Consider the following 25,620-nt stretch of genomic DNA (forward strand, 5'->3'; position numbering starts at 1 on the left):
TTTCTTCCAGAAAGCTTTTAGGCGACCACTTCGCTTCTTCAGGTTTTTTCTGTCCTCTACGTTCTTGTGTAAATGTATAGTTCACCTTATATAGAATCGTCGCAGAGTTCAGCTTCGGAGGAAATTTGATTAAAAGGGGGAGGCCTGATTGACCCATTCACTCAAGCGCAAAAGAGGGGGGCCGCTCGCCAGAGAGGCCCAGATCGCGGGTTGGCTGTTTGTATCGCCGATGGTGCTTGGGTTTACCCTGCTGCTGTTATTTCCCATGGGTCTCGCGTTATACATGAGCCTGACCGATTGGCCGCTGCTGGGGGATTATCATTTTATTGGATTGGATAATTACCGGAATATTATGACAGACGCCATGTTCTGGAAAGTGCTCGCCAATACGGTTTATTTCACAGCGGGGCTGGTGCCGCTTAATATTGTGCTCGCCTTGCTGCTCGCGTTGTTATTGTCCAGAAATCTGCGGGGCATCGGAATTTTCCGAACAGCGATCTTTGTTCCGGTCATGACCTCGTTGATCGTATGGGCCATCGTGTGGAAGCTGATGTATGCGACAGAGTCTGGATTGATTAATCAGCTTCTGTTGATGCTGGGCATCAAAGGTCCGGCCTGGCTTTACAATCCGGATTTGGCAATGCCAGCGGTTATAGTGACAAGTGTGCTGAAAAATGTCGGTCTGAATATGGTGCTGTTCATTGCAGCTATTCAGCAGGTACCGCGTTCACTGTACGAAGCAGCAACATTAGACGGGGCGGGCAAAAGGGGAACCTTCTTTCACGTCACGTTGCCCATGATCACGCCAACGGTGTTTCTGACTGTAGTCATGACCGTGATTGGTTCACTCAAAGTATTCGGGCAGATCTATGTGATGACACAGGGCGGGCCGAGCAACAGCACCAAGGTATTGGTTTATTATATCTGGGAAAAAGCATTCAAACTATTTCAGTTTGGCTATGCTTCTGCTCTCGCATATGTACTATTCTTTATCGTGCTAATTCTGACGCTGCTGCAATGGCAGCTCCGAAAGAGGTGGGTATTCAATGAAGGCGATGCCTAGTCCTTCGGGGCGGAAGATAGGAAGTACTCTGGGGACGTATTTGTTGCTGACTCTGATTTCGCTCATTATGATTGTGCCATTTATCTGGATGATATCGACATCATTCAAGGAACCCCAGAGCATATTCACCTATCCACCGCAGTGGATACCGGATACTTTCCGATTTCAGAACTATATCGATGTCTTTCGATTGATTCCGTTTCACCGTTTTTATTGGAACAGTATCTACATTTCTGCATTGGTTGTGCTGGGAACAGTATTTTTTGCCTCTCTCGCCGGCTATGCATTCGCCAAAATTCCGTTTAAGGGACGTAATGTGGTATTTCTCATTCTGCTAAGTGCGATGATGATTCCCCATGAGGTGACAGCGATACCGATGTTTCTGTTCATGCGGCAGCTGGGGTGGATTGATACCCATCTTCCGCTGATATTATTGCCGATCTTTGGCGCGGGTGGTGTGTTTGGCATCTTTGTGATGCGGCAGTTCTTCATTACGGTGCCAACGGAACTGGAAGAAGCGGCGATGATTGATGGTTGCAACCGATTCCGGATATATGCGCGAATTATGCTGCCCATTGCCAAGCCGGGTATGGCTACGCTGACGATCTTCACGTTTGTGACGATCTGGAATGAGTTTTTTGATCCGTTGATCTTCATTAACTCGCGTGATCTAATGACGCTGCCGCTTGGATTATCCCTGTTTACAGATGAAGTGGGCACAGCCTGGCAATACCTGATGAGTGCCACCGTGATGGCGACCTTGCCATTGTTAATTGTTTTTTTCTTGGCACAACGGCGCTTCATTGAGGGGGTCGCCATGACGGGACTGAAAGAGTAAGCCGTGTAATACGTGCAATAGAACGAAGGAGGGACAACATTTGCGTGAAGGGATGAGCATGAAAAAGGAAGAAGCAGGTGTCGTTATTGTGGGAGGGGGCCCTGCGGGTATAGCGGCAGCCATTGCGGCTGGACGGCAGGGGATACGAACAGTGCTGGTGGAGCGATACGGATTCGTTGGCGGGATGTCAACTGCTGCTATGGTTTATCCCTGGATGACTTTCCATACGGAGCGCGGTGAGCAGGTTATTAAAGGCATTGCGCAGGAGATTGTGGATCGTTTGCAGGCACGTGGTGGCTCCCCGGGGCATCTGCGCGATACGGTTGGGTTTGTGCATACCGTCACGCCGTACCATCCAGCCATCTTTCAGGTGGTTGCGGCAGAGATGTTGCAGGAGGCTGGTGTCCGGCTGTTATTGCACAGCTTTGTGGACGAGGTGGTTGTTGTTGATGATCGGGTGGAAGTGGTTCGAGTGACCAACAAGTCTGGAAGAAAGGAGTTCCAGGCGAACGTATTCGTGGATGCAAGCGGCGATGCGGATCTGGCTTATCTTGCGGGTGCTTCTGTGGCAAAAGGACGAGACGGAGACCACCAGTCACAGCCGATGACCATGAAATTCCGCATGCGTGGTGTCGATCTTGGACGAGTGAAACGATATATGCTGGAGCACCCGGAGGATTTCTATGTGAAAACTCCCTTTGCTGAACTGGACAGCATTCCGTTAACCGGGGTGAGTGGTTTCTATTCCCAGTGGAAAAAAGCAGGTGTGCCGATTAATCGCGACCAGGTGTTGTTTTTTACCGGACCGGCAGAGGATGAAGTGCTGATTAATTGTACCCGGGTACAGGGACTTGATGCGACAGATGCCGAGGATCTGACCTCTGCGGAACAGGAAGGCCGGAAGCAGGTGCTGATGATCGCTGAGTTTTTGCAGCGTGATGTGCCTGGATTCGAACGGGCTTCGATCTCGGCAGTAGCGCCGCAGATTGGTATTCGTGAATCGAGACGAATCATTGGGCAGTATGCATTGACCCAGGTGGATGTAGTTGCAGGACGAAAATTTGACGATGTAATTGCCAGAAGTGGTTATCCGATTGATATTCATGACCCTTCGGGTCAAGGCGTTGTGGCTGCCTTTATAGAAGGAGATGGGGCGTACGATATTCCGTATCGCTGTCTGATCTCTCGCAATATCCGCAATCTGCTGGCGGCAGGACGCTGCATCTCCACCACACATGAGGCGCATGCAACGACAAGGTTGACTCCAAGCTGTATGGCTACCGGGGAGGCCGCGGGAACAGCGGCTGCACTCACAGTGAAGATGAAGCTGGACCCGGTGGAACTGCCGATCGAGCTGTTACAGGCGGAATTAAGTCGCAACGGAGCAGCGATCTAGCAGATGAGAGCTGATTGTGGACGAATTGGGCGAATCGGGTGAATCATTAATAGTGGGAGTGGGTGTTTATTTAATTCGCGGCAGTGTAAATTTTAACGAACCTGAGACTTCTAATTCGGGGGCTATAGCTGAAATGGAAAATGTAACGAATCTCAGTGAAGTTATTTTACTCAAAACCCTGTAATAGGGGGTAAAAGCGGGGTGAATCGGAAGAATAGAGCGTCTACGATTCGTTAGATTAGAAACTATCCCACAAATAGCTAAATAAGCTTCCCTCAGTTCGTTAGAAATTGGTGGGAGGCTCGTGAATTGAATGATGAGCATAATTGTAGCCCCAAAGACTCCAAATCCACTGCATAGCATAGGTGAATTTAGAGTTTTTGGGGCGTTCTCATGCGTTACTCCCTCTGATTATCAATTCATCCGTGCCTCAAGTCGCCTTGCGACAATGGACAGCGCGTAGTTGATGGCAAAATACAGTACGGCTGCGAGCAGCAGGGCCGGGATAATGTAATCGAAACTTTGACCACCAAGGATCTGCACGTTGTGCATCAACTCCGGCAGAGAGATGATGATCGCCAGTGAAGTATCCTTCAGGAGTGAGATGAACTGGCTGACCATCGGCGGGGACATGCGGCGTAGCGCCTGTGGCATGATGATGCCACCGAGGGTCTGCATGTAGCTGAGGCCCGAGGAGCGGGCAGCTTCCACCTGACCGCGCTCAACGGACTTCAGACCGCTACGGACGATCTCGGCAATCATCGCGCCTTCAAACAGACTCAGTCCAACGACCGTGGACCAGAAGACGGACATTTTAATCCCGAGCTGCGGAAGTACCATGTGAATGAAGAAAATGATGAGCAACAGCGGCAGATTCCGGATCGTATCCACGATCACTGCCACGATCTGTGACAGAACAGGGATACGGGTATACCGGATCGTACCCAGCACAGTGCCAAGCACAAAGCTGAATATAATGGATAGCCCTGCTACCTGCAGGGTAATCAGGAATCCTTGAAGCAGGAAACGAAGGTTGGGCCACGCATAGGCCCCGCTAAAGTCCATATTTTATTAGCCTCCTTCTGTATGCAGGAATGGAATATCGAAGATCAATAGATGGGGCATGGACAAGTCGATATATTTCCCTGAAAATCTGCGCAGGTACAAGTCAATCTGCTACATGGTGACCTGACCTGCCGGTTTGTTCTTTTTCGGTTTGCCTTTGGTGCTGCGCGCTTCTGCATCGCTCTGTCCAAACCTGCGCTCCATATAATGCACCAGAAAGCTGAGTGGTAGTGTCAGCACCAGATAGAACAGCGCAACAATGGTGTACACACTTAGCGGCTGGAATGTATCCGAGTTAACCAGGTCGGCAAAATACATAAGATCCATACCGGCGACAACGGCAAGAATGGATGAGTTTTTGACCAAATTGATGAACTGGTTGCCAATGGACGGCAACACAATTTTGATGGCCTGGGGCAGAATGATCAGGTTCATGGCCTGTACATAGGACAAGCCTGAAGATCTTGCTGCTTCCAGTTGTCCACGCGGCACCGTCTGAATGCCCGCTCGGATCGCTTCGGCAATGAAAGCTGCGGTGTAGATGGTCAGACCCAGAGTACCGGAGACAAACCCATCCAGCGAGATGCCTAGTGCAGGCAGTCCAAGATAGAAGAAAAACACAACCAGCAGCAATGGGATGTTTCGGATAAATTCCACAAAAGCCGTGCCAATCCAGTTCAGCGGTTTCACAGGGGATATCCGAAAGATAGCCAGGATCGCGCCAAGGATAAAGCTACCAATGAGAGCCATAATGCTCACTTGAATGGTATTCAGGAACCCTTCCAGAAAACGATCCGAGTGTCGCATTAGTACGCTGAAATCCAATGTGCCCATATAGGCGAAGCCTCCGTTCTCCAGATGTAGAAACGGCGATTACGTCTGCTCATGCTTCGCATCCAGCAGACGAATTCGCCGCTTACCTATCTTAATTCGGGTTACTCGGGCTTCGCGCCCAGCCATTTCTCATGTAATGTGTCATATTCCCCGCTGTCTTTCATGCTTTTGAGCAGCGTGTTGACTTCCTCCACGAAGGCAGTGTCGCCTTTGCGAATGGCCATACCATAAGGTTCGCTTGTGAAATTACCACCAACCAATTGGAAGCTGTTATCCGTCTGTTGCATGCCGATGAGGATGATGTTATCTGTGGTCAGCGCTTCGCCTTTACCTGCTTTGAGAGCAGTGAATGCATCCTGATAGTTATCGAATTCAAGCACCTCAGCATCCGGGGCTTTCTCGCGAATATTCTGAGCAGATGTGGAACCTTTCACCGCGAGTACTTTCACCCCGCTGAGGCTTTCCAAGCCGGTAATTGCACTGTCGTTTTTCACCAGCAGGGACTGCCCTGCTTCAAAATAAACATCACTGAAATCTACCTGTTCCTTACGCTCATCCGTAATCGTCATTGTGGCGATGATGATGTCGATGTCTCCATTTTGCAGCATGGGAATACGCGTCTTGGAAGTGACCTCTTTCAGTTCGACCTTTGTCTCATCTCCAAGGATCTGTTTGGCGAGTGCCTTGGCGATATCAATATCGAACCCTTCAACGTTGCCACTTGCGGGATCTTTCAAGCCAAACAACTTCGTATCGTATTTCACACCGGCAATGAGCTTGCCGCGTTCCTTAATCCGCTCAATTGTGCCTTTCGCCTCGGCGTCACCACCACCGCTCGCTGAAGGTGTATCTGTACCTGTACTACAACCTGACAATACAAGGGAGAGAATGAGGACAAGCATAAATGATGGCCATTTCAATAATTTCTTCATGAATAAAGACCCCTTTCAAAATGGAATATTGGATTATTTTCAATGATGAATCAGACGGCTCAGGAATTGCTGTGCTCGTTCTTCTCTGGGGTTGTCAAAAAATTCAGCAGCGTTGGCCTCTTCAACAATTCGGCCTTCGTCCATGAAGATGACCCGGTCCGCAACTTCGCGGGCGAATCCCATCTCATGGGTAACGACGACCATGGTCATGCCATTATGGGCAAGGGAACGCATAACATCGAGGACTTCCCCGATCATCTCGGGATCGAGTGCGGAGGTAGGTTCATCAAAAAGCATGATTTTGGGCTCCATGGCGAGTCCTCTGGCGATGGCTACCCTTTGTTGCTGTCCACCGGACAACTGGGAGGGATAACTGTCTGCTTTGTCGGCAATGCCCACTCGGGTCAGATACTTCATTGCTGTTGCGGCTGCTTGTTCTTTGGGTTGTTTGCGCACCTTCATGGGTGCAAGGGTAATGTTATCGATGACTTTTTTGTGAGGATACAGATTGAAGTGTTGAAATACCATGCCGATGTCACGGCGGAAGAGGTTAATGTCCACCTTTTTCTGATGTAGAGGAATCCCACTGACGACAAGTTCACCTTCGGTAATGGTCTCCAGGCGGTTAATACAGCGGAGTAATGTGCTTTTGCCGGAGCCGGAAGGTCCGATAATGACGACGACCTCTCCTTCTTCAATGTGAAGATGGATATCCTTGAGGACATGAAAATGACCGAAATGCTTCTGGACACCCCTAAATTCAATCAAGAGTACACCCCATCCTTTCTGCAACGTCTGTGTGTAAAAGGGATAATAAGGAATAAATTGAAACTAGTTATTTAATCATACATAGTCATCCTGCTTATGGCAATTGGTTTGTGATAAAACATGACATAAGTAATGGGTAACCTAGGGCTATAGCCAGAAAATATGTTATATATCTGTCATGTTATTAACTCACTTGTGACGAATCCTGACAGAAAAATGAATCTATTCTCCTAGTTGTTTTCCAACCTTTGGAATAGTTGTATAGAGTATACTAGAAGTGATGTTTGATTTATGACTCTGATTAACAAAACAAATAGCATCAAGTTCCACGTGTACATGGCAAGAAAGCTCAACCCTACACGTCATGCCATTGATATGATGGAGTGAGAGAGTGTCCGTTTGAACGTAAGTAAAGAAAGTAAAAGCGATATATTGATCATTGATCCCATAACAATTCCATTACATGTAGAGAGGATGATTCTGCACGATGAATACATATCACTCCCCAATGTCGACAGGAGCAAGTGCCCAGTTCGATGTTCGAGCTTATGAAGCCAATTTGCCTGTCATTCCTGCTCAGGATTTTCAGCTTACAGACTATGGAGCTGTTGGAGACGGAGTAACAGATAATACGGAGATGTTCCGACTTGCCATCGCTTCATGTGCTGAAGCAGGAGGTGGGAGAATCGTTATTCCTGCCGGGGTATGGCTCACAGGTCCGATTGTAATGCGCAGCCGGATCGAGCTACATGTGGAAGCAGGGGCACTGGTTACATTTAGCCGAGATTTCGATCAATACCCATTAATTGCATCAAGCTTCGAAGGCTGGCAGGTGGTACGTTGCCAATCCCCGATCGATGGTGATCAACTGGAGGATATTGCGATTACTGGTGAGGGGATATGGGATGGTGGCGGGGAAGCGTGGCGTCCGGTGAAACGCTCCAAAATGACCACTTCACAATGGAAAAAATTAGTCGCTTCCGGTGGTGTTGTAGAGCAATCCGGTGGGGATGAAGAAATCTGGTGGCCTACCACAGCTGCACTTGAAGGCGGCACCATTGCGAATCGATTGCATCAGGAGCAGGTAAGTGATACCACTGCCTATGAAGAAGTTAGAGACTTTTTGCGTCCCAACATGGTCAGTTTACGGAGATGCAAACGGGTATTGCTGGACGGTCCAACGTTCCAGAACTCACCTGCATGGAATCTGCACCCCTGGGCATCTGAGCATGTCACCATTCGTAACGTGAGTGTGCGGAATCCGTGGTTTTCTCAGAATGGAGATGGGCTGGACATTGAATCCTGTCGTCATGTGGTGGTGGAGAAGAGTATATTCGATGTCGGTGATGATGCGATCTGTCTAAAATCAGGCAAGGACGCCGAAGGCCGTGAGCTTGGCCTGCCATCGGAGTACATCACCATTCGGGATTGCACGGTGTATCACGGTCATGGCGGGTTTGTCATTGGCAGTGAAATGTCCGGTGGTGTGCGGCATGTGCGAGTATCGGATTGTACGTTTATCGGAACGGACATTGGACTTCGCTTCAAAAGCGCACGTGGGCGCGGCGGAGTGGTTGAGGACATTCAGATTGAGCGTATATATATGAAAGATATCATTATGGAAGCCATCTCGTTTTCCTTTTTCTATGCGAATCAGGAGGGCTCTGCCCGGGGCAGTGATCTGTCTCAGGAGATTAGCGAAGAGACGCCAGTGTTCCGGGATATTCGAATATCGGATGTGGTCTGTGCTGGTGCCGACACTGCGTTGCTTGTGAGTGGATTGCCGGAACTGCCTTTGGATGGGGTGATCATCCAGCGTTACAGCGTGCAAGCCCGCAGTGGTATCCAATGTGCTCATGCGAAACATCTGCATATCGCTGAATTGCAGGCGCAGATCACCGAAGGTCCGCTGGTTCATTTGCACCAGTGTAAAGGGGCAGAATTAGAGAGCATTCAGGGCAAAGGCGCAGATGGCCGACTTCTGATGGTGACAGGACACGAATCCGCAGGCATTGTCTGCCGAGAAGGTGATGCCGACACAGAAGGTCGCCAGATCTCTGTTGGTCCCGAGGTACGAAGTGGTGTGATCATTCGCAGGTAAAAGTTATGTAATAAGGTTTATACAAGTTGGTCAAACTCAGCCGCAGTGGCGTAGCCATAGATCCAGTAATCGTGGTGCTTCACGATATAAGGGATGCGTAATCTCTGGAGCAAGGCCACCCACTCGGCTTTTATATGAAGTTATCGGATGATCTACCGGTGTTCCTTGCGATAGCGCAGCGGTGTTGTACCGGTAACCTGTTTGAATGTTTTGTTAAAATGAGCCGTATGCTCAAATCCTACCTTCTCTGCGATCATTTGTACACGCTCTTGTGTGGAAAGCAGTCTTCGCTGTGCCTCTCGGACGCGGACAACACGCAAGTATTCGCTGAATCGAAACCCCGTAAATCGGCTGAACATCCGGCTCAGATAGGATGGGCTGATATAAAAACGATTGGCTGCACCCTCCAGCGTAAGTGGTTCGGTATAGTTTTTATTCACATAAGTGACGATTTCACTGATTTTGTCCTGCATCGGATGCAAGGGGCCGGGGCATGACTGCCGGATGTTCTCCTCTACCCGATGAATACGGATCAAAAGTTGGGCAAGCAGACTTCTTACGGCGATCTCATAGTGAGGGCGTCGCTCTTTGCATTCTTGCAGCATCTGCCACAATATACGCTCCATCTCGGGCTGTTCCGCTTCAGGCAGGCGAAGGAGTCTTGAACAATTAAAAGGCAGCAGACCACATATGCCAAGTTCCATCCCCGTTGCAAAAGCAGGCGAAAAACCGATTAATATCCGTTCGAAGCCGGGAATACTTCCTTTGGAGGTGGTATGTACATCGTGTGGATTAATCAGAATGAAATCACCCTTGCGGGCGGACAGAATCTGACCATTCATGGAATAGACTCGTTCACCTTCAAGCAAGTAATACAGTTCGTAGAATGGATGAGCGTGAGGTTGTGGCATACCATTCCCGTCATGTCTTCGCATATGTTCAATGGTAAATGAATGTTCACCGATTCGGTATTTGGGTCCAATCCGATCCTCTATGAGACTCATGGTACAGCTCCCCTCTGCTTCACGGATTAACAACGATATCCATATCATAACGGAAAATCCATCTTTTTGTAAACGCTATCATTGGAAATGAAATATTTCTTTAATCCTATCGTTAAAAACCGAGAGAACGAATCTGGCATGGCCCATATGTACTGTCAAGGTGACAAAACTTGAATGATGTTTTAGAGTAGGGGGAGAGAGGCGAAACTCTGGTTAAGGAGTGTCTCCAATATGATTTGGAAGGAAGGAAACATGTTATGACGACACATGAATTATCGCCATTGGTTGCTGCGCTCAATATGCAGCCTCACGTTGAAGGCGGTTGGTATAAGGAAGAATGGAAGGCATCTTATCAGATTCCACAGTCCGTTCTGCCGGATACATACTCCGGCCCACGATTCTCGGCAAGTTCCACATATTTCCTGCTGCATGCACATGAAATCTCCGAGTGGCATACGGTTCTGTCCGATGAACTTTGGCTGTGGCACAGCGGCAGTCCGGTTGAACTGAAGCTGGGCGGCAACGGGGAGAACCCGGAGAACGAGGAAGTTCTTGTTCTGGGGATGGATATTGCTGCGGGGCAATCACCACAGGTGCTCGTTCCTGCCGGCGTATGGCAGACAGCACGTCCGCTGGGCGATGAGCCTGTACTGGTAACTTGCGTAGTAGCGCCAGGTTTCCACTTTGATGATTTCAAGCTGGTATCCAAAGGCTAAGTATAACTTTTATCACGAAATCCCGATCCAGGTGCATAGGCATCCGAATCGGGATTTTTTTGGATTGCGCGTATTAAGTATGCTAAGGTCTGTACCCAGTTCAGGGATAGATCATTCCCTTTTGAATAAGCATCACTTTTGGCAATAACTGATCACTTGGGATTCTCGTTACTCATCCAGCTGTCCACATAAAACTCCTCATGATAATCCGGTTGCTGAGCGAGTTCTTTAAGCTTCTGTTCAGCTTCTTCAGCGGTAAGATATTCTCCAATAACTGCTGTAAACTCACCAGTGGGCGTTTTGAGGAAAGAGATGTCCTCATCCGGATAGGATTCTTTAATTATACCCATCGATTCTCCAAAAGGCATTGATTCTGTGCGGAGAGAGTATACTTTCCAAGGTGTGACCGGTTTGCCGTCGGAAGTCAGTTTCACTTCCAGGTATCCAGGGTTCTTGAATTCCGTTACGGCATACTGTACCCCTTCTTTCAGTACAACTACGAATCCGACGGAAGAGTCGTCTAAAATCATGGAACCATAAACATCTTTCACTAAAGGCTGGGTCATGAAGTCGGCTTTGACTTTCTCTATATCCATGTAACGTGCACCGCTAAAAGTGAAGAGGATACGATTCGGTGCTTCTTTGTGTACCACATTATAATGGGGCGCATCATTAGTCTGATCTTGCTCGTCGGTGCTAAAATTGATTTTAAGCGTATTTTCGGTTGCTTCCGATCCGACAGTTACTCCATCGGTAATCTTGCCGCCATCGCCGAATTGAAGTACCTGAACAATCGTTCCGACCACAGGTATTTTGGACATGGCGTTTGCTACGGAAGGGATGTTCACCACGAAGAGAAAAGCAGCACATGCCGCTATGACTGAGGCATAACGAATCATTCGAGATGAACTCTTGCGAGCAGCGGCTCTTTTCTGTGCACGATGAATAACGTCATTAAGTTGAGCAGGGATTTCAATATTTTCGTATCGATCTTTTCCTGTCATACGTTCTCGACCTCTCCTTCAATCAAATAAATTTTTAATTTTTTGATAATACGATAGAATTTGGACTTAACTGTATTTTCCGGTATGGAGAGCACTTCAGCCATCTCTCGAAAAGGCAGATTCACAAAGATTTTTAATATAATATAAGCTCTTTCCTCGGGGATAAGCCGGTCCAGTGCATCATATAGATCCATTTTTTCTTCCAGCGACGCCCCTCGCTCTGGAGCCACAAACTCCTGCACATGATCCTCCATATAGGTCACTCGCTGGTTACGTCGAATATGATCTATCGCCGTGTTAATCACAATTCGTGACATCCAGGAATCAAAATAAGTCATGGACTCCATTTTTCCATAAGCGATGAACCCTTTATAGACCGCTTCGGATACGATATCCAGCGCTTCTTGTTCATTTTTAACATAGCAGTATGCCAGTCGATATAATTTATTTTGAATCTCTGTTATTTTTTCGCTGAACTGTTCTTCTTTTGTCTTTTTATGGTTCAGTCTAATCACTCCTGATCCCCCCTGATCAACCTAAATATTCAAGTCACCGCTTGTTCCAGGCCTGGATTCTATATAAGTGCTTGAGTTCGCTTGACACTCGTTAGACTGATGAGGAGACAAAATAGTTCTAAACGGTCAAAAAAACTTTTTTCTTTCGGCCCTGTATAGGCTAATGAGCCTCGCCTCCATTCTTAACAACGAATAGTTGGCCTATAACATCACATACCAAAACACCCGCTCTTCCAAGATCGAAGGCGGGTGTAATCGAATTCATCTGCTTATTTTGAAGTTAAAGTTATCTGGATCAGAACCAAAGCGTTTGTTCTCGTTCAGGCCGTTAATCTGCTCTATTTCTTCCGAAGTTAACTCAAAATCGTAGAGATCGGCGTTCGCGCGAATACGCTCAGGGGTGACGGATTTCGGTATCGTCACGATGCCGTTCTGCAGATCCCAGCGCAGAATTACTTGTGCGGGGGACTTGCTGTATTTGGCGGCGATATCCTTCAGCAACGGATGATCCATCAGATGACCTTGTCCGAGCGGAGACCAGGCTTCAATCTGAATCTGATGTTTGTTGCAGTACTCACGAAGCTCTGACTGAATTAATAGTGGGTGAAGCTCCACCTGATTAACTGCTGGTTTGATCGTGGCATCGATCATCAAGTCTTCCAGATGGTGAATCTGGAAGTTGCTCACACCGATCGCCCGGATGCGTCCTTCTTTATGGAGTTTCTCCAGCGCTCTCCATGTATCTTTGTACTTGCCCTTAACCGGCCAGTGGATGAGATAGAGATCCAGGTACTCCAGTTCAAGTCGTTCCATGCTGGCTTCAAAGGCAGCTAGCGTGGATTCATATCCCTGATCGCTATTCCATACTTTAGTGGTAATGAACAGATCCTCACGAGCTACTCCAGATTCACGAATACCCTGAGCGACACCTGTTTCGTTGTTATACGCTTTGGCTGTGTCGATGCTGCGATAACCAGCTTGAATGGCTGTTTTGACAGCATGAACGACTTCGTCTCCGTCTTTAACTTTGAATACCCCAAACCCCAGCCATGGCATTTTGACTCCGTTATAGAGTGTGGTTGTGTCCTGCACGTGTTTCATGGTCCGAAATTCCTCCTCTTATTGATTCATTGTTCCACTATGTAATTACCCTGCTGTTCAGCAGCCAATCGATATCGAAGAGCCGTCTTGAATGATTATACTAAACTCTTCCTTGTATTGGAAAAGGGAGCGATCCATTTTACGAGACAAACGCCGCTATTATCCTTTTTCCTCAACCAGAGGTTTGGTTTTGACGCTTGTGGGTGATAAGATGAAGTATACGAAACATGGAAGTCAAGACTTTGTAATTGGAGAGTTTACATAAGAACAGACGAAGTACGGAATCGGGTACAGACCGGACCGTACGATTAACGATAAAGGAGCAAGAATACAATGGCTAAACCTAAACAAACCAAAAAAGCAGCTGCCTGGTCTCTCGTAGTGATGGGAGCAGGATTTGCTGCATCCTTGCCGTTCCAGGGCGCTCCTGTGGGCAAGTTGCTGGTAGGATCATTTGAAGCGGGACTCGTGGGTGGACTTGCGGACTGGTTCGCAGTTACCGCATTATTCCGTCACCCGCTCGGCATTCCCATTCCACACACGGCATTGCTGCCGAAAAATCGGGATAAAATGACGGAAGGTCTGGTCTCCGCAGTAGAGAATAACTTGCTAAACAAAGACAGTATTACCGAGAAAATTGCAGATTTCAAAGCAGCAGAGACGGTACTCGATACGTTGACCCGTGAGCTTCACAGTGACGGGATCAAGACGATGATTGATACACTCTGCAAGCGAATTCTGGCGGGTCTGCCGTTAGAGCAGATTGCTCCGCTCGTGGCACGTGAGATCAAGTCACAAGCGGGCGCCTTTGATCTGGGTCCGATTCTGGAACGGGCTGCCCACCAGATGACAGAGCGGGGTTATGACGCCAAAGCGCTGGACTACGGACTGAAGCAAGCCGAGGAGTGGCTGGTTAAACCCGAGACGATCATGTTTTTGGGTGAAAGCGGCATGAAAGCCATCAGCGGCATTCAGATGAACGGATTGATGCAGTTTGCGATGAATGCGTTCCTGGGTTATATGAACGAGGAGCGTCTAGGTGGCATTTTACAAGGATATCTCTTCGATCGGGTAGAGGATATGAAACGTGAAGGCAGCGCTCTAAGGTACAAGGTGCTTGATATGGTACGTACCCAGACGGTGCGTTTGGCAATGAGCGAGGCTATGCAAGATGGAATCAACAATTGGAAGAACAATATGCTGGAGGGTTGGAACGCAGAGGAAACGGTGCTGAACAAACTCACCGAACTGAGAGACAAGGCGCTCGCCGCGATGGAAGATGGACAGTATGTAGATACGTATGCACTGCCTGCCATTGAGCGGGTATTGGTTGATCTGCGGGCAGATGACGAGTTGATGACAGGCATGAATGCCAAGATTATAAATGGCGTCACAACACTGCTGGAGAAAAACCATTCCAAAATCGGTAAACTGGTACGCGAAAATGTGGACAAAATGGACAATGCCACTTTGGTTTCGATGATTGAGGATAAGGTTGGACAGGATCTGCAATGGATTCGGATCAACGGAGCCGTTACCGGATTTGTTATCGGGATTGCGCTGACTGCGCTGCAGATGGCATTGGCATAACAGTAAATCATGCAAAAGGAGGGCCGCTCTTTCGAGGAGCAGGCTCTTTTTGTCGTGGATGGGAAAATTATGATGTACTTGATGCAAGAATTAGGAAAGTGGGTAATGTACACCAAAGTGTCCTATTTGAATCATATAGGAAGAAAGTTACATGAAAACGATTCTGTTAGCCGATATGGCTCATGTTGATTTTGTACTATGATGCAGGTAACAGATGAATAGGGTGTACTTCACATATAGTGAATGCCTCTATTCTATCATGAGGGGGGATCCGTATTAAACGTGCAGGGTGGTTGAAGGGTTTGTTCACACTAATGATGGTGTTTACTATATTTTTGGGAGGTTGTCAGAACATGAATGCAAGTGAGAAGGAAGCTCTATACCAAGAAGCTGAAGCAACCGTAATTCAGCACTTCAAGCAGAAGTTTGAACTGGATGTTGTGATTACAAGCAAAGAGTTGTTGCCGGAAATGGCAGTGTCCCAGATTGGGCTGAAAGGGCATGTGAAAGATCATGAAGATCAGAGCTTTGGCATTTCGTACGACTATAAAAAGAAAGTAACCAAGAACCTGGTCATTAGCCCTGAGATTGAGGAAGTGATGATGGCCAAGGGACATAATCCATACGACAAATAAAGGGAGGTGTAGTTATTGAGTAACGGGTCCAATATTGATGATGAAACGTATAAAACGATGTCTGATCTAGCCTACCAGGATCAAAAGGCTGGAGACAAATTAACGGAACTTCCCGGATGGGAGGTCCTTGAGGGGACGGAAAGCAATAAATTTTCCGGTTTTGATGCCGTAACATTTTATAATCCCGAGACCAAGGAAGCTGTCATTGCTTATCGTGGTACAGAAGGAAGTGCGTCCTTGGATCGCTCTGTACCTGACTTTGTCATGGATGGCCGCATTGGGGGCGGAGAATTGATTCGTAAGGGCCAGCAGGAGGCCGGGAATTTTGTCAATAATCTTACGCCGGATTGGCTCGACAAAGGGGTCGAAGGTGTCAAGGACTTCACGGGGATATCCAAAGTGGAGGATTGGGCTGGTGACAGGGTAAGAGACGTGGAGAACTGGACGGGTGATCGCGTAAAGGATATTGAAAAAACCGTTTCCCCTACAGGCTGGGCCAATCAGATGTATCAATCCGAAGACTACGCAAATCACATGCAGAACAAGCATAAGGATCTGAATTTCTCGATGACCGGACATTCCTTGGGCGGGGGAAATGCACAATATGCATCTGCTTATACCGGAATTCCAGCCGTGACGTTTAGTGCACCATCTGTAATGGGTAATCTGACGCCAGAAATGCGGCGCCGGGCAGAAGCGGGTGCATTTGACGGGCAGGTTGTGAACTATGCCAATCCAAGTGATCTGGTAGCCAGCGGAACGCTGGGAGGATATGACCGGCATGTGGGATCGACCTATTACATCAACTCCGATTATGACTCGGCGAATGACGGCGTGAGTATTATCGATAAAGCCAAGAACTCATTTGGCGGGGAAAACTATCACAGTCTGGATCAATATGATTTCAAAAATGGTTACATATCCAATGACCTGTACGATCCGATTACTGGAGAGAGAATCCGCTATTCACCACGCCTTATGGATCACATGGGACCGTTCAGCAAGAACTTAGGTCCGTTACGTTCCAAGTCTGGCGGCGGTGGAGGTATGGCTTCGGCTGCTGCGGCTTCAGGACTGATTCAGGTAACGCCGGAAGAACTGAAAAGTGTCGCTTCGCGGTGGAAGCAAAATGCACAACAATGCAATGCTGAGCTAAACCAGGTACGAAGCCGCATGGCTCAATACCTGCATACAAGTCGCAGTCGCAGGCTGGAGCCGATTGTCACCCAACTGGACGCGTCGATTCAAGAACTTAGCACATGGCATATGAAACATACCAGTCAGTTCCTGAACTTTATTGATGAGAAAGCAGATGCTTTCCGGCAGGCGGACGAGAGTCCGGTTCATTTTAATTAGGAACCACGTTGGTTAATGTCGATATCACGTACATGGGGGAGGGGAATGCAAGTGGGTGGACAATTGCTGGTGGAATTGAATGATCTTCGAATCGCGGAAAAAGAACTGACACAGCTGCTTGCCCGTCTGCAAGCCGATGAACAGGAAGCGAGGGCGTTATACAGTCGCCTGAACGATTGGAAAGGCCAGTCTGCTGATCATACAAGACAGCAGATTGAAGAGTTTTTTGCGGGCCTGTCCAGACGTATTCAATCCATCGAACAGCAGAAGAAAAGCTTGCTGCAATACATTGAGATCATGATCCAGACGGATCAGGAACGCTAAAGAGTGGTAAGGCTGATGCCATATTGCGGATGGCAATCAGCTTGGATAAGAGTGTGACCGTGGAGCGGCATGATTAGAGCCTTAACCACGGATTGTAAAGAACATGGGTAGCCAATCAAGATGATGATAGCTAAAAAAGCCTATGGCATACCGGGTTTGATCCCGGTGCCATAGGCTTCTTTGTTATCTGAATTTTTCTCAGGTTTTCGTAAATCTGTGAGTTAGTTCTTAACGTTTTTTGCGGCGTGTAGCCAACGCGATTCCCAAGAAGGACAGAATCAGAGCCAGAATGGATACGATCAACGTTGCTTGTTGAAGCTTCAGCGTACCCGGGTCTGTATCCGTGTTGTTTGGTTCACCTGTAACGGTGTCATTGAGGGCATCGCCCAGCGTGGTGTCATCGTTTGCTTTGCTATCGTCGGTAGCTGCATTATCCCCAGTGGCGCCTTCTGTACCTGCACTATCGTGTCCATCGTTGGCATGACCTCCACCTGCCGCAGCATTACCAGCAGCAGCCGGATCTTCGCTAATCGTTGTGATACTGTGCGGGTTGGCATCACTTGGTTGGCCTGTCCATTCTACGATGCTGCCATCGCTGTAGTATTGGAATGCATCCCAAGCTACTTCACTTTCCGCCTTAGGGTTCTGTGCAACGAAGTTGAACTGCTGGAATTGTCCTGCCAGAATTCCCTCGTTATCGCCGTCAATCTCCCACGTAATTGATGTTACTTCATTGGAATCGTTCTTCTCTGTAGTGATTTTCCAGCCTGCCAGTGGTTGATATTGCTTGAATGCAACACCTTCCGGAACTTTCATGGTGATTTTGGTCGTAGGCAGTTCTTTCTCGGATGGAATCTTAATCGTGTACGTCTGCCATGCGCTTGTCTGTGCAACGGATGGGCTAACGGTAACGTGAGCGCTCGCGAATCCGGCGAATAACATGAATGCTGCGGTACCTGTTGCGATAGTGGATGTTAGTTTGGAAATCCATGATGTTTTCTTCAAAATAAATAACCCCTTTCAGTTCTTATCATATATGATGCGGCCCATTTTCTTAAATGAGTGTCTACGTTCTGCAAAGGCCGTTTCGGTTACGAATGGTTCTTTCGATCACCGTTATTCCCGAATTTATTGATCCAACTATATAAATTGAACTAAAGATGGTTTACACATACACTCCGATGACAGAATAACCTTCCAATCGCTGTTATCCCCAGATTTTTTGATTCCCTTTTCTTAAAGGGGAAAATCTGGTGATAAAGGCGAACGCTTCGCTTTTTCAGGTTTTTTCTGCCCTCTCCGTTTCAGTGTAAATAATAGTTCAATTTAAATAGTAATAAGTTGAAATCCGGGAATAAAGGCGAGTGCTTCGCTTCTCCAGAATCAATTTCATTCCCTTCACTACATTTGCAGTTTGTAGAAACACTAATTTTAGATAGGGTCACTTTTCAATTTGATCTTTGTGTAACTATGGCTTGGCGGTATCAATCTCAAATTCGGCATCTAGTGCATCCAACGTTTTGGTCAGGAGATGTACCTTGATATTCCAGCGTCCAGGCATGGAGATGTAATCTTCAGCCTTGTACACACCGGTGTCATTTTTCGGAATGGTGATCTCATAGATTCCCATATCCATGTCCAGATGTGTGAGTGACAGGGTGATCTGTTCCAGATCGTTAACGATACTTCCATCTGCACGTTTCACATCGACTTCAAATTGGTTCTCTCCCGTTACATTGGGACTCACCTGAAGTGTGATCGCTGAGCCATCTTCGGTAGTTTTGGTCTCCTGATACGGTCCGACCGCAGCCGGTTGTCCTGGAGACAGGTGTGTCAGTACGGCAGCAAGAGCGAGAATCACAGCACCAGTAGCAAGCTCAGCTTTCAGGCTGCCGGATAATCTGCTTCCTGTTGCTGCTCTTGCTAATCTGGCATGACGCCATGCAAAGAGAACCATCACAATCAGCAGGACGATCTTGCTAATCAGGACAAGGCCATAGGCTGTAGTGAACAAGGAAGTCAGCACAGGTGCTGGTAGAATAATCAGACTGCTGTATATCCCAGTAGCAACCAGAGCGGCTACGGCGCCAATTCCCCAGGCGGTAAACCTGCGAATAGCAACCCAGTAGACTTCTCCTCGCACCTTCGATGGCAGCTTATCCGCCAGTGGAGGCAGACATATCGCCATGGCGGTTAGTGCGCCAATCCAGAAAGCGGCACCAATCAGATGTGTGAAATCCATGGCAATCGCGAGCGCACGTTGATCCGCCGCAGCCGGATGTCCCGTCATGGCATGCGTGAACAGCCATCCAAGCACGAGCACAAGTGAGCCGTAAGAAGACCAGATGCGAGCACGGATGGATCGATCGCGATCATATCCGGAGAGAATCGTGACAGCCAGCAGCATTACAATGAGGATCTGTAACATCCAGATCTGGCCAAAGGATGTCAGCTTGAGCGCACTTCCGATCAGTCCCCAGCTTAGTTCGTTCAGAGCCACACCAGATTCATACAATGTATTCAGTGGCAGGCTGACCAAGGCGGCAAAGGAAGCAGCAGCATAGCTGATCCATAACAATCTGTAGCTACCCGGAACGTCCATAGGTTCTCTTGTCATGGATGTCGGTGCAATTCGCAGCAGCAAGAATGCAAGTGTCCCCAGAATGACAGACAATCCGAGATACTGAATCCAGTCTGTCAGGGAAACGATCCATTTCAGCGGTCCACCTGTTGAACCGGAACCGGATGTAAGATCACTCAGTCCGGCAGGAGAACCGGATGGTTCACCGATGTGGAAAACATATGTCCCTTGGATGGGGTGCCCATCGGCAGATACAGCTTTCCAGTTAACGGCATAAGTCCCGTTCCCGAGTCCAGCCTGAAGGCCAGTCTCCAGAATATGAGGGCGATCCACATCAATCTGTACATTTCCATCGTCTGCCTGATTGCCGTCAGGGCCGGTAATTTTGATATCATAAAAGGCCGTCTGCAAGGATTCGTTAAACTCCAGCGTCAGCTGCTCCGGAGCAGCTACGAGGATCTCATTTTCTCCTGGCGAAGCCTTAACAATATAAGCATGGGCAGATGCCCACTGTGGCATAACAAGGCAACATAAGAGCAACAGGCAGGTGACCAATGCCCAGTGCCGTTTGCCCCATTTCAGGGTAAAGCGTGTGAAAATCAAAAAATCATCACCCTCAGGTTATAGATTTGTAGTCATTCATGGTCCTCTAAGCACAATCTAACCCATTATAACTTTGTCCAAAATGACTGCGTATGACTACATTGGGCTATAAAAAAACGATTTGGTCTACATAAATGTGACAAAAGCATGAATGTGTATGTTGCAGAACAACATCTCGTCTCATGTTACAAATCTCATATAGGTATGTGTTACGTTCGTGCTACCATTCACATATCACTACGAAACTGCGCTATTTGCGAAGTTTACGTCCCGCAAGCCCGCTCTCTAGCGCATAGCGGGTGAGCTGTACCCGGTTTTCAAGCTGGAGCTTCTGCAAAATGTTTTTGAGATGATTCTTCACCGTCTGGTCTGAAATACCGAGTTGATCGGCAATCTCCCGATTGGTATATCCCGCGGATACCCATTGCAGAATCTCAAGCTCCCGTGCCGTTAGCGGGTTATCTTGCATATCTTCACTGCGTGGTGCGGGAAACTCCTGCAAAATCCGGTAGGCCAGTTCCTTACTGAGCGGTGCGTCGTCACTGACGATGGCGCGCAGGTATTCAAGCCAGGTGGAAGGCGTTAGATTTTTGAGCAAATAGCCTTGAGCACCTTGTTTCAGTGCTTCGAACAGAAACGTTACATCATCCGATACCGTGACCATAACAATAATAACATAAGGGAATCGCAGCTTGATCTGACGGGTGGCTTCCAGCCCATCCATGCCCGGCATCTGCACGTCCATCAGGATCAGGTCGGGCATCCATTGCCCGGTGAGCTCCAGCGCTTCCTGTCCATTCGAAGCTGTACCAATCACTTCAAACAGGCTGTCCTCGGATAAAATGCTACAGATCGCTTCACGCGCATGCGCATGATCATCAACAACCAATACACGTACATGTTCCATATTAAGTATGCTCCTTTCCTATCGTCATTCGGGTATGCCCTGATCTTGAATCGAGGGTAAAAGACCACCCCATCTCGGCAGCACGCTCTTTCGTAATTCGCAGTCCGTACCGATCCTTCAGATGAAGAGGATCTCCAGGTAGTCCATTCCCATTATCCTGAATATAAATGAACCAGGCAATTGGGTTACCTTCCGCGTGAACCTGAACGCGGGTAGCCTGCGCATGTTTGCGTACATTCAGTAAACCCTCCCGGATACAAGCGAGCAGTTCCACTTGTTCCTTGGCAGAGAACGTTACACCCTTGAGGTCCCAATGAATCTGTGCACCAGGTACCGTTTCCTTGACGAGCACTTCAACCTGCGCATGCAGTGAAATAATTTCTGATGTTACCGTAGAGGAAGGAACAAAACGCAACTGGGCGATAGCTTGCCTTACATATGTATTGACTTCATGCACGGTTTTTTGAATCTCCTGGATCTCATGCTCATGTCCGCTGCCTGCCAGACTACGGCCTGCTTTATCAGTCTTCACTGAGAGCAGGAAAAGAGACTGAGATATGCCGTCGTGAAGTTCCCGTGCCAATTGGTCACGAGCTTCCAGAGCTGCTTTCGCTGCACGTTCCTGCTCCAGAGCAGCCCTGGCACCTTCGAGCATGTGGAACAATCGGCTGAGCAGTGTCACGCTGACGAGATAAACAATGACGGGTGTTAACCAGTTCCCGGCGTCCATCGAAAGGTATGGCATCAGAAACTGATGGCGAATATATTCCCAGATGCCAACCGTGAAAGTGGGGATCAGCAGAATCATCCATTTAATTTGTTTATAGGACATGAATGCAGAACTCCTTTGATCTAGGATTAGCTTAATTAGGTACTTTATTTATATAGGGATGGGACCATTATAACGCAAGCTTGTCCAAGACCCTAGTCTGTGTCTTTGGAGAAAGCTGGGGAGGATCAGGGAGTATTTAAAAGGATATCTAAGAATGACAAGGGGTGAAATGTTGTCACGCTAGGTGAGGGTTGGTGTGACCAGCTGAGGAAGGCTGAGTCCGTTTTCCCTATCGGAGAAGGTCCTCTATACTTATATAGAACGTGAATTCATTACAAAACATGTTAAGGAGTGAAGCAACAACATGAGTCAAGAAGTATTGGAACGTCGCAGTGAATTGCTCAAAAAGAACATTCACCAGATGCTTGTTCAAGACAATCAGCACGGTATCAGTCGCCAAGACAACATGTTTTTGCAGCAGATGATTAAAGAGCTGCATCAGACCTCACATGAACTGAATACCAAATCTTAATGTAGAATCTGCACGAGAATGAAGTTGTCTGGTGTACGATTCATTCCATGAAAATGAAAATGGCGCTATCTCCGATCAGACCGGGGATAGCGCTTTGACTTGTTTAGGGGCTTATAGAAGAAGCTCCGTTCATCTTACTGCAACTGTTGCTGAGCGGTTCTTTTCTCAATATATTGAATGAACAACTCGGCAAGCTCCGGATCGAACTGTGAACCCGAACATGCGCGTAGCTCCCGAATCGCTTCTTCCACGTTCTTGGTTTCCTGATATGGCCGCTCTGTCGTCATGGCATCAAAGGAGTCAATCACGGTCAGCATCCGGCAGAGCCGGGGAATCTCGTTACCCTTCAGGCCGTAAGGATAGCCTTTGCCATCATAGCGTTCGTGGTGAAGTTCAATATACGGAATCAGATCGGCGAAGCGATCGTTGGTGATCACCATTTTTTTGCCCCAAGTGACATGTCCTTTGATCGTTTCCCATTCTTCTGCAGTGAGCTTGTCCTTTTTGTTCAGAATGGACCAAGGAATCTCCAGTTTGCCGATGTCATGAATCAGTGCTCCCAGCACGAAACGACGTTTTTCCGCATTGTCCAGTGCAAGCAATTCACTGATATCCAGGGCATATTTGTAGACCCGTTTGGAATGTTTAAAAGTATCCATATCCTTGTATCTGAACAGATTGAGCTGCTGCTCAATGTCACGAACGTCCTGTACCAGATCAATCTCGTGTTCCATGCCATCATTGCTACCGTGGCGGTGCACGTTATTCTTGCCCTGTTTCTTCGCATAATACAGTGCTTTATCCGCCTGATCCACGAGCTGGGATTTGTTATACATATCCACCTGATAGGGCGCGACGCCAGCAGAGAAGGAGAGACAACCGTGTGGAAACACTTCAACACCTTCAAACGGCGTGTCGTTCAGTTGTTTACGAAGCTTGTTCATGAACCTGTAGGATTCGTCCAGTTCCATGCCTGGCATGAGCAAAGTAAACTCTTCCCCTCCATAACGAAAGGCGGTAACAGGTGTGCCTTCCGTCTTGCGCATCAGAAAATCTCCCAGCAGGGCCAGCAGACTGTCGCCTTGTAGATGGCCAAACCGATCGTTATACTTTTTGAAATCATCAATATCAATAAGCCCCAGACAGAGCGGTGTTCCTTGCGTACGAGCGGTAGTCAGTTCATTTTCCAGCATACTTTCAAAATAACTATGGTTGAACAGACCTGTGCGTTGATCCGTGTTAGCTTTCTCCTCGATGGTCTGATACATGACAAACAATTGCTTGAATGCATGGGAGAGCAGAATACTGAGACTCAGATACAACAACAGACCGAGCACGCCATTGTGTACAACCAGAATCGTCAGGACAAGCGCCAGAATCAGCGTACATAAATAAACCAGCAGGGATTCGGTAACGAATGCCCGCTTCATCTGCTGTAATGCATCCTTTGTTGAGAAATGAAAGAATAAGCCAAGTGTAATCGTGTTGATGATGAAGTAGGCTGCGAGTGCTGCAAAATAAGGAATCAGGTTATAACCGTCCAGAGTTCCCGATTGCCCGCCAGTCCACTCAAACACGGCAGCTGCTCCCGTAATCATGAGACTGTAGATGCTGAAATTGACAATATGTTTCCACCAGGTAAGCTTGCGCTCTTTGATTAACAGGATGATGGAGACAGGAAGCAGCACAGATAAACTGAAAGCTCCGCCAAACATAAATATACAGGCAAGGTATACCGATGAATCCATGGATTGCTGATTGCCTTTGGGTGGAATCTGGAACGTGAAATAATCCAGAATTAACGCCGCACCCAGCATGGTGTAGACCATAACCCAATCCGCCGTGGTTAGATGAAGATAAGACCACTTGTTCATGTACAGAAAAACACCGATCCCGGTAAAACTAAGCAAAATAACATACAGACTGCTTCGATCTGCCTTATGGATAAGGTTACGAATAAAGTTCATAAAAAATCTCCTGCTTGGGTTTAGTCTACTCTTGATGTGTATATAATTGGTGTTTTGTATATGGATATACTATATAGATGTATAACATACCAAGTTGCCTGCCAAAAATCCAGAAAGAAAAAACAGGCCGCTGGCAGCCTGTTTGTCTTGTTTGGCGGTATGGATACTAGCCGCCCAGCTTGTATCCCGAAGTTAACGCTACAACGACAGAAGCCACGATGATTGCGTTGATGACAATGCGGGAATATTTCATACCTTCAAATTTTTTCATGGAGAAGACCTCCCTTCCTTGGAGTCTACCTGTTTCTTCAAGCCTGATGAGTTTTAGCAGGTTGTACAGCCTTTTTGTCCCGATTCACCATCATGTATTGGATAAAAAGGAATATGCCAACGTTCATGACCACATCACCGATACTGATCACCTGAGTCCGTGGATAAGGGCTGGAGAGTGGGATGATATCACCGAGAAAAGGCAGATTTGTAGATGCATCCATCATAAAATGCTTCGATACGGCGCCGCCTTCCCTGAGCATGTCTACATAATAGGGACCCAGTACAGCGGAGGCTTCCACAGAAACAGGCATGCGCCCACCATTTACAGCCATAACGGCAAAATTGAGAAATACCCCAATCCAGATGAGCATGAACCCGGTATGGTGTCTGTTGAGCCACAGGAAAGCGAGCCCTGTAATGTAAACGGCAGCAAAGAGATATCCATTAATGGATGCCACCCATTCGAATCGTTCCTGGAGATAGAAAATAAAGAACTGGATTAGTAACAATACAGGGAAAATCCAGCCGCTTCGCAGTTTGAGTGTTGCAAACTGGTTGAGCCCATGCCGCAACCCGCCCCGAAAAAATCCAACGATTAAGCCTAGTAGAATACCGTCATATACCATGGAGTAACTCCTGTTCGTGCGGAGATATGCAATATGATTGCGTGTTTGTGTACATATAGGATTCGACCTTATATTGGTAATTCCTGCATGAGGAAAATGATTTTGTAGAAGAAATTT

At 47.7% G+C, this 25,620-nt stretch carries 25 protein-coding genes; 11 read left to right on the top strand and 14 right to left on the bottom strand.

Going from position 1 to position 25,620, the window contains the following annotated elements; translation table 11 throughout:
* Positions 1-148: 148 nt before the first annotated feature.
* From MKZ13_RS02070 to MKZ13_RS02085, 4 genes are read left to right on the top strand one after another with little or no spacing between them, the layout of a single operon-like run.
* A complete protein-coding gene (locus MKZ13_RS02070) occupies positions 149-1,063 on the top strand; it encodes a sugar ABC transporter permease (protein WP_339181419.1) in 915 nt (304 codons plus the stop codon).
* The gene (locus MKZ13_RS02075; protein ID WP_036616638.1) at positions 1,047-1,901 is read left to right on the top strand and encodes a carbohydrate ABC transporter permease; all 855 of its coding nucleotides are present in this window, start codon (positions 1,047-1,049) and stop codon (positions 1,899-1,901) included. The genes MKZ13_RS02070 and MKZ13_RS02075 overlap by 17 nt, the downstream gene beginning before the upstream one ends.
* Positions 1,902-1,959: 58 nt before the next feature.
* Positions 1,960-3,297 (top strand): FAD-dependent oxidoreductase, encoded by a 1,338-nt coding sequence (locus MKZ13_RS02080; RefSeq protein ID WP_339185291.1) that lies wholly within the window; start codon positions 1,960-1,962, stop codon positions 3,295-3,297.
* 16 nt (positions 3,298-3,313) lie between these two features.
* Positions 3,314-3,481, top strand: coding sequence for a hypothetical protein (locus tag MKZ13_RS02085; RefSeq protein WP_339181422.1), 168 nt, complete (start codon positions 3,314-3,316; stop codon positions 3,479-3,481).
* A gap of 230 nt (positions 3,482-3,711) precedes the next feature.
* On the opposite strand, the gene MKZ13_RS02090 is transcribed toward MKZ13_RS02085, so the two are convergent.
* The 4 genes from MKZ13_RS02090 to MKZ13_RS02105 all read right to left on the bottom strand — a co-directional run bounded on the left by MKZ13_RS02090 (position 3,712) and on the right by MKZ13_RS02105 (position 6,896).
* Positions 3,712-4,362, bottom strand: a complete 651-nt coding sequence (locus MKZ13_RS02090) for an amino acid ABC transporter permease (protein WP_221823860.1) — start codon at positions 4,360-4,362, stop codon at positions 3,712-3,714.
* 111 nt (positions 4,363-4,473) lie between these two features.
* Positions 4,474-5,196, bottom strand: a complete 723-nt coding sequence (locus MKZ13_RS02095) for an amino acid ABC transporter permease (protein WP_036616642.1) — start codon at positions 5,194-5,196, stop codon at positions 4,474-4,476.
* 101 nt (positions 5,197-5,297) lie between these two features.
* Positions 5,298-6,128 (bottom strand): transporter substrate-binding domain-containing protein, encoded by an 831-nt coding sequence (locus MKZ13_RS02100; protein ID WP_047840395.1) that lies wholly within the window; start codon positions 6,126-6,128, stop codon positions 5,298-5,300.
* A gap of 39 nt (positions 6,129-6,167) precedes the next feature.
* Complete coding sequence (locus MKZ13_RS02105; protein ID WP_051449904.1) at positions 6,168-6,896, bottom strand: amino acid ABC transporter ATP-binding protein; 729 nt, start codon at positions 6,894-6,896, stop codon at positions 6,168-6,170.
* 487 nt (positions 6,897-7,383) lie between these two features.
* On the opposite strand from MKZ13_RS02105, the gene MKZ13_RS02110 reads away from it, so the two are divergent.
* Positions 7,384-8,997 carry a glycoside hydrolase family 28 protein gene (locus tag MKZ13_RS02110; RefSeq protein ID WP_221823861.1) on the top strand — a complete coding sequence of 538 codons (1,614 nt, stop codon included), beginning with the start codon at positions 7,384-7,386 and terminating at the stop codon, positions 8,995-8,997.
* A gap of 152 nt (positions 8,998-9,149) precedes the next feature.
* On the opposite strand, the gene MKZ13_RS02115 is transcribed toward MKZ13_RS02110, so the two are convergent.
* Positions 9,150-10,001 (bottom strand): AraC family transcriptional regulator, encoded by an 852-nt coding sequence (locus MKZ13_RS02115; RefSeq protein ID WP_017691033.1) that lies wholly within the window; start codon positions 9,999-10,001, stop codon positions 9,150-9,152.
* A 257-nt stretch (positions 10,002-10,258) separates the two neighbouring features.
* Between MKZ13_RS02115 and MKZ13_RS02120 the strand changes: the two genes are divergently transcribed.
* Positions 10,259-10,717 carry a cupin domain-containing protein gene (locus tag MKZ13_RS02120; RefSeq protein ID WP_076216501.1) on the top strand — a complete coding sequence of 153 codons (459 nt, stop codon included), beginning with the start codon at positions 10,259-10,261 and terminating at the stop codon, positions 10,715-10,717.
* A gap of 152 nt (positions 10,718-10,869) precedes the next feature.
* On the opposite strand, the gene MKZ13_RS02125 is transcribed toward MKZ13_RS02120, so the two are convergent.
* From MKZ13_RS02125 to MKZ13_RS02135, 3 genes are all read right to left on the bottom strand, one after another.
* Complete coding sequence (locus tag MKZ13_RS02125; RefSeq protein WP_221823863.1) at positions 10,870-11,721, bottom strand: hypothetical protein; 852 nt, start codon at positions 11,719-11,721, stop codon at positions 10,870-10,872.
* On the bottom strand, positions 11,718-12,236 hold the full coding sequence (locus MKZ13_RS02130) for a sigma-70 family RNA polymerase sigma factor (RefSeq protein WP_221823865.1): 519 nt from the start codon (positions 12,234-12,236) through the stop codon (positions 11,718-11,720). The genes MKZ13_RS02125 and MKZ13_RS02130 overlap by 4 nt, the downstream gene beginning before the upstream one ends.
* 261 nt (positions 12,237-12,497) lie before the next feature.
* The gene (locus tag MKZ13_RS02135; RefSeq protein WP_339181426.1) at positions 12,498-13,337 is read right to left on the bottom strand and encodes an aldo/keto reductase; all 840 of its coding nucleotides are present in this window, start codon (positions 13,335-13,337) and stop codon (positions 12,498-12,500) included.
* Positions 13,338-13,670: 333 nt separating this feature from the next.
* On the opposite strand from MKZ13_RS02135, the gene MKZ13_RS02140 reads away from it, so the two are divergent.
* The 4 genes from MKZ13_RS02140 (at position 13,671) to MKZ13_RS02155 (ending at position 17,242) form a co-directional block, all read left to right on the top strand.
* The gene (locus MKZ13_RS02140) at positions 13,671-14,927 is read left to right on the top strand and encodes a DUF445 domain-containing protein (protein ID WP_221823869.1); all 1,257 of its coding nucleotides are present in this window, start codon (positions 13,671-13,673) and stop codon (positions 14,925-14,927) included.
* A gap of 353 nt (positions 14,928-15,280) precedes the next feature.
* Positions 15,281-15,562 carry a hypothetical protein gene (locus tag MKZ13_RS02145; RefSeq protein WP_100527832.1) on the top strand — a complete coding sequence of 94 codons (282 nt, stop codon included), beginning with the start codon at positions 15,281-15,283 and terminating at the stop codon, positions 15,560-15,562.
* A gap of 15 nt (positions 15,563-15,577) precedes the next feature.
* A complete protein-coding gene (locus MKZ13_RS02150) occupies positions 15,578-16,918 on the top strand; it encodes a hypothetical protein (RefSeq protein ID WP_237177561.1) in 1,341 nt (446 codons plus the stop codon).
* 45 nt (positions 16,919-16,963) lie between these two features.
* Positions 16,964-17,242, top strand: coding sequence for a hypothetical protein (locus MKZ13_RS02155; protein ID WP_237177562.1), 279 nt, complete (start codon positions 16,964-16,966; stop codon positions 17,240-17,242).
* Between the two features lie 228 nt (positions 17,243-17,470).
* Here MKZ13_RS02155 and MKZ13_RS02160 read toward each other — a convergent pair whose 3' ends face one another.
* The 4 genes from MKZ13_RS02160 to MKZ13_RS02175 all read right to left on the bottom strand — a co-directional run bounded on the left by MKZ13_RS02160 (position 17,471) and on the right by MKZ13_RS02175 (position 22,165).
* Positions 17,471-18,247, bottom strand: coding sequence for a YcnI family protein (locus MKZ13_RS02160; protein WP_260632942.1), 777 nt, complete (start codon positions 18,245-18,247; stop codon positions 17,471-17,473).
* Positions 18,248-18,710: 463 nt separating this feature from the next.
* Positions 18,711-20,426, bottom strand: a complete 1,716-nt coding sequence (locus tag MKZ13_RS02165; protein ID WP_221823872.1) for a copper resistance protein CopC — start codon at positions 20,424-20,426, stop codon at positions 18,711-18,713.
* 250 nt (positions 20,427-20,676) lie between these two features.
* The gene (locus MKZ13_RS02170; RefSeq protein WP_339181431.1) at positions 20,677-21,333 is read right to left on the bottom strand and encodes a response regulator transcription factor; all 657 of its coding nucleotides are present in this window, start codon (positions 21,331-21,333) and stop codon (positions 20,677-20,679) included.
* 1 nt (position 21,334) lies between these two features.
* Entirely contained in the window at positions 21,335-22,165 is an 831-nt protein-coding gene (locus tag MKZ13_RS02175; protein ID WP_221823874.1) for a histidine kinase, read from the bottom strand.
* Positions 22,166-22,469: 304 nt separating this feature from the next.
* Between MKZ13_RS02175 and MKZ13_RS02180 the strand changes: the two genes are divergently transcribed.
* On the top strand, positions 22,470-22,637 hold the full coding sequence (locus tag MKZ13_RS02180; protein WP_017691019.1) for a hypothetical protein: 168 nt from the start codon (positions 22,470-22,472) through the stop codon (positions 22,635-22,637).
* Between the two features lie 134 nt (positions 22,638-22,771).
* Here MKZ13_RS02180 and MKZ13_RS02185 read toward each other — a convergent pair whose 3' ends face one another.
* Both MKZ13_RS02185 and MKZ13_RS02190 read right to left on the bottom strand, forming a co-directional pair.
* A complete protein-coding gene (locus tag MKZ13_RS02185; RefSeq protein WP_221823876.1) occupies positions 22,772-24,604 on the bottom strand; it encodes a diguanylate cyclase in 1,833 nt (610 codons plus the stop codon).
* Positions 24,605-24,912: 308 nt separating this feature from the next.
* Entirely contained in the window at positions 24,913-25,503 is a 591-nt protein-coding gene (locus MKZ13_RS02190; RefSeq protein ID WP_221823878.1) for a DUF5317 domain-containing protein, read from the bottom strand.
* Positions 25,504-25,620: the final 117 nt, after the last annotated feature.

The sequence above is a fragment of the Paenibacillus sp. FSL R5-0701 genome (assembly GCF_037973995.1).
Classification (GTDB): Bacteria; Bacillota; Bacilli; order Paenibacillales; family Paenibacillaceae; genus Paenibacillus.

Bases quoted from the DNA above. Each gene is read 5' to 3' on its own strand.
- MKZ13_RS02075 (WP_036616638.1), top strand. From the start codon at position 1,047: ATGAAGGCGATGCCTAGTCCTTCGGGGCGGAAGATAGGAAGTACTCTG.
- MKZ13_RS02080 (WP_339185291.1), top strand. From the start codon at position 1,960: ATGAAAAAGGAAGAAGCAGGTGTCGTTATTGTGGGAGGGGGCCCTGCG.
- MKZ13_RS02090 (WP_221823860.1), bottom strand. From the start codon at position 4,362: ATGGACTTTAGCGGGGCCTATGCGTGGCCCAACCTTCGTTTCCTGCTT.
- MKZ13_RS02095 (WP_036616642.1), bottom strand. From the start codon at position 5,196: ATGGGCACATTGGATTTCAGCGTACTAATGCGACACTCGGATCGTTTT.
- MKZ13_RS02100 (WP_047840395.1), bottom strand. From the start codon at position 6,128: ATGAAGAAATTATTGAAATGGCCATCATTTATGCTTGTCCTCATTCTC.
- MKZ13_RS02110 (WP_221823861.1), top strand. From the start codon at position 7,384: ATGAATACATATCACTCCCCAATGTCGACAGGAGCAAGTGCCCAGTTC.
- MKZ13_RS02115 (WP_017691033.1), bottom strand. From the start codon at position 10,001: ATGAGTCTCATAGAGGATCGGATTGGACCCAAATACCGAATCGGTGAA.
- MKZ13_RS02120 (WP_076216501.1), top strand. From the start codon at position 10,259: ATGACGACACATGAATTATCGCCATTGGTTGCTGCGCTCAATATGCAG.
- MKZ13_RS02125 (WP_221823863.1), bottom strand. From the start codon at position 11,721: ATGACAGGAAAAGATCGATACGAAAATATTGAAATCCCTGCTCAACTT.
- MKZ13_RS02135 (WP_339181426.1), bottom strand. From the start codon at position 13,337: ATGAAACACGTGCAGGACACAACCACACTCTATAACGGAGTCAAAATG.
- MKZ13_RS02140 (WP_221823869.1), top strand. From the start codon at position 13,671: ATGGCTAAACCTAAACAAACCAAAAAAGCAGCTGCCTGGTCTCTCGTA.
- MKZ13_RS02145 (WP_100527832.1), top strand. From the start codon at position 15,281: ATGAATGCAAGTGAGAAGGAAGCTCTATACCAAGAAGCTGAAGCAACC.
- MKZ13_RS02155 (WP_237177562.1), top strand. From the start codon at position 16,964: ATGCAAGTGGGTGGACAATTGCTGGTGGAATTGAATGATCTTCGAATC.
- MKZ13_RS02170 (WP_339181431.1), bottom strand. From the start codon at position 21,333: ATGGAACATGTACGTGTATTGGTTGTTGATGATCATGCGCATGCGCGT.
- MKZ13_RS02175 (WP_221823874.1), bottom strand. From the start codon at position 22,165: ATGTCCTATAAACAAATTAAATGGATGATTCTGCTGATCCCCACTTTC.
- MKZ13_RS02180 (WP_017691019.1), top strand. From the start codon at position 22,470: ATGAGTCAAGAAGTATTGGAACGTCGCAGTGAATTGCTCAAAAAGAAC.
- MKZ13_RS02185 (WP_221823876.1), bottom strand. From the start codon at position 24,604: ATGAACTTTATTCGTAACCTTATCCATAAGGCAGATCGAAGCAGTCTG.
- MKZ13_RS02190 (WP_221823878.1), bottom strand. From the start codon at position 25,503: ATGGTATATGACGGTATTCTACTAGGCTTAATCGTTGGATTTTTTCGG.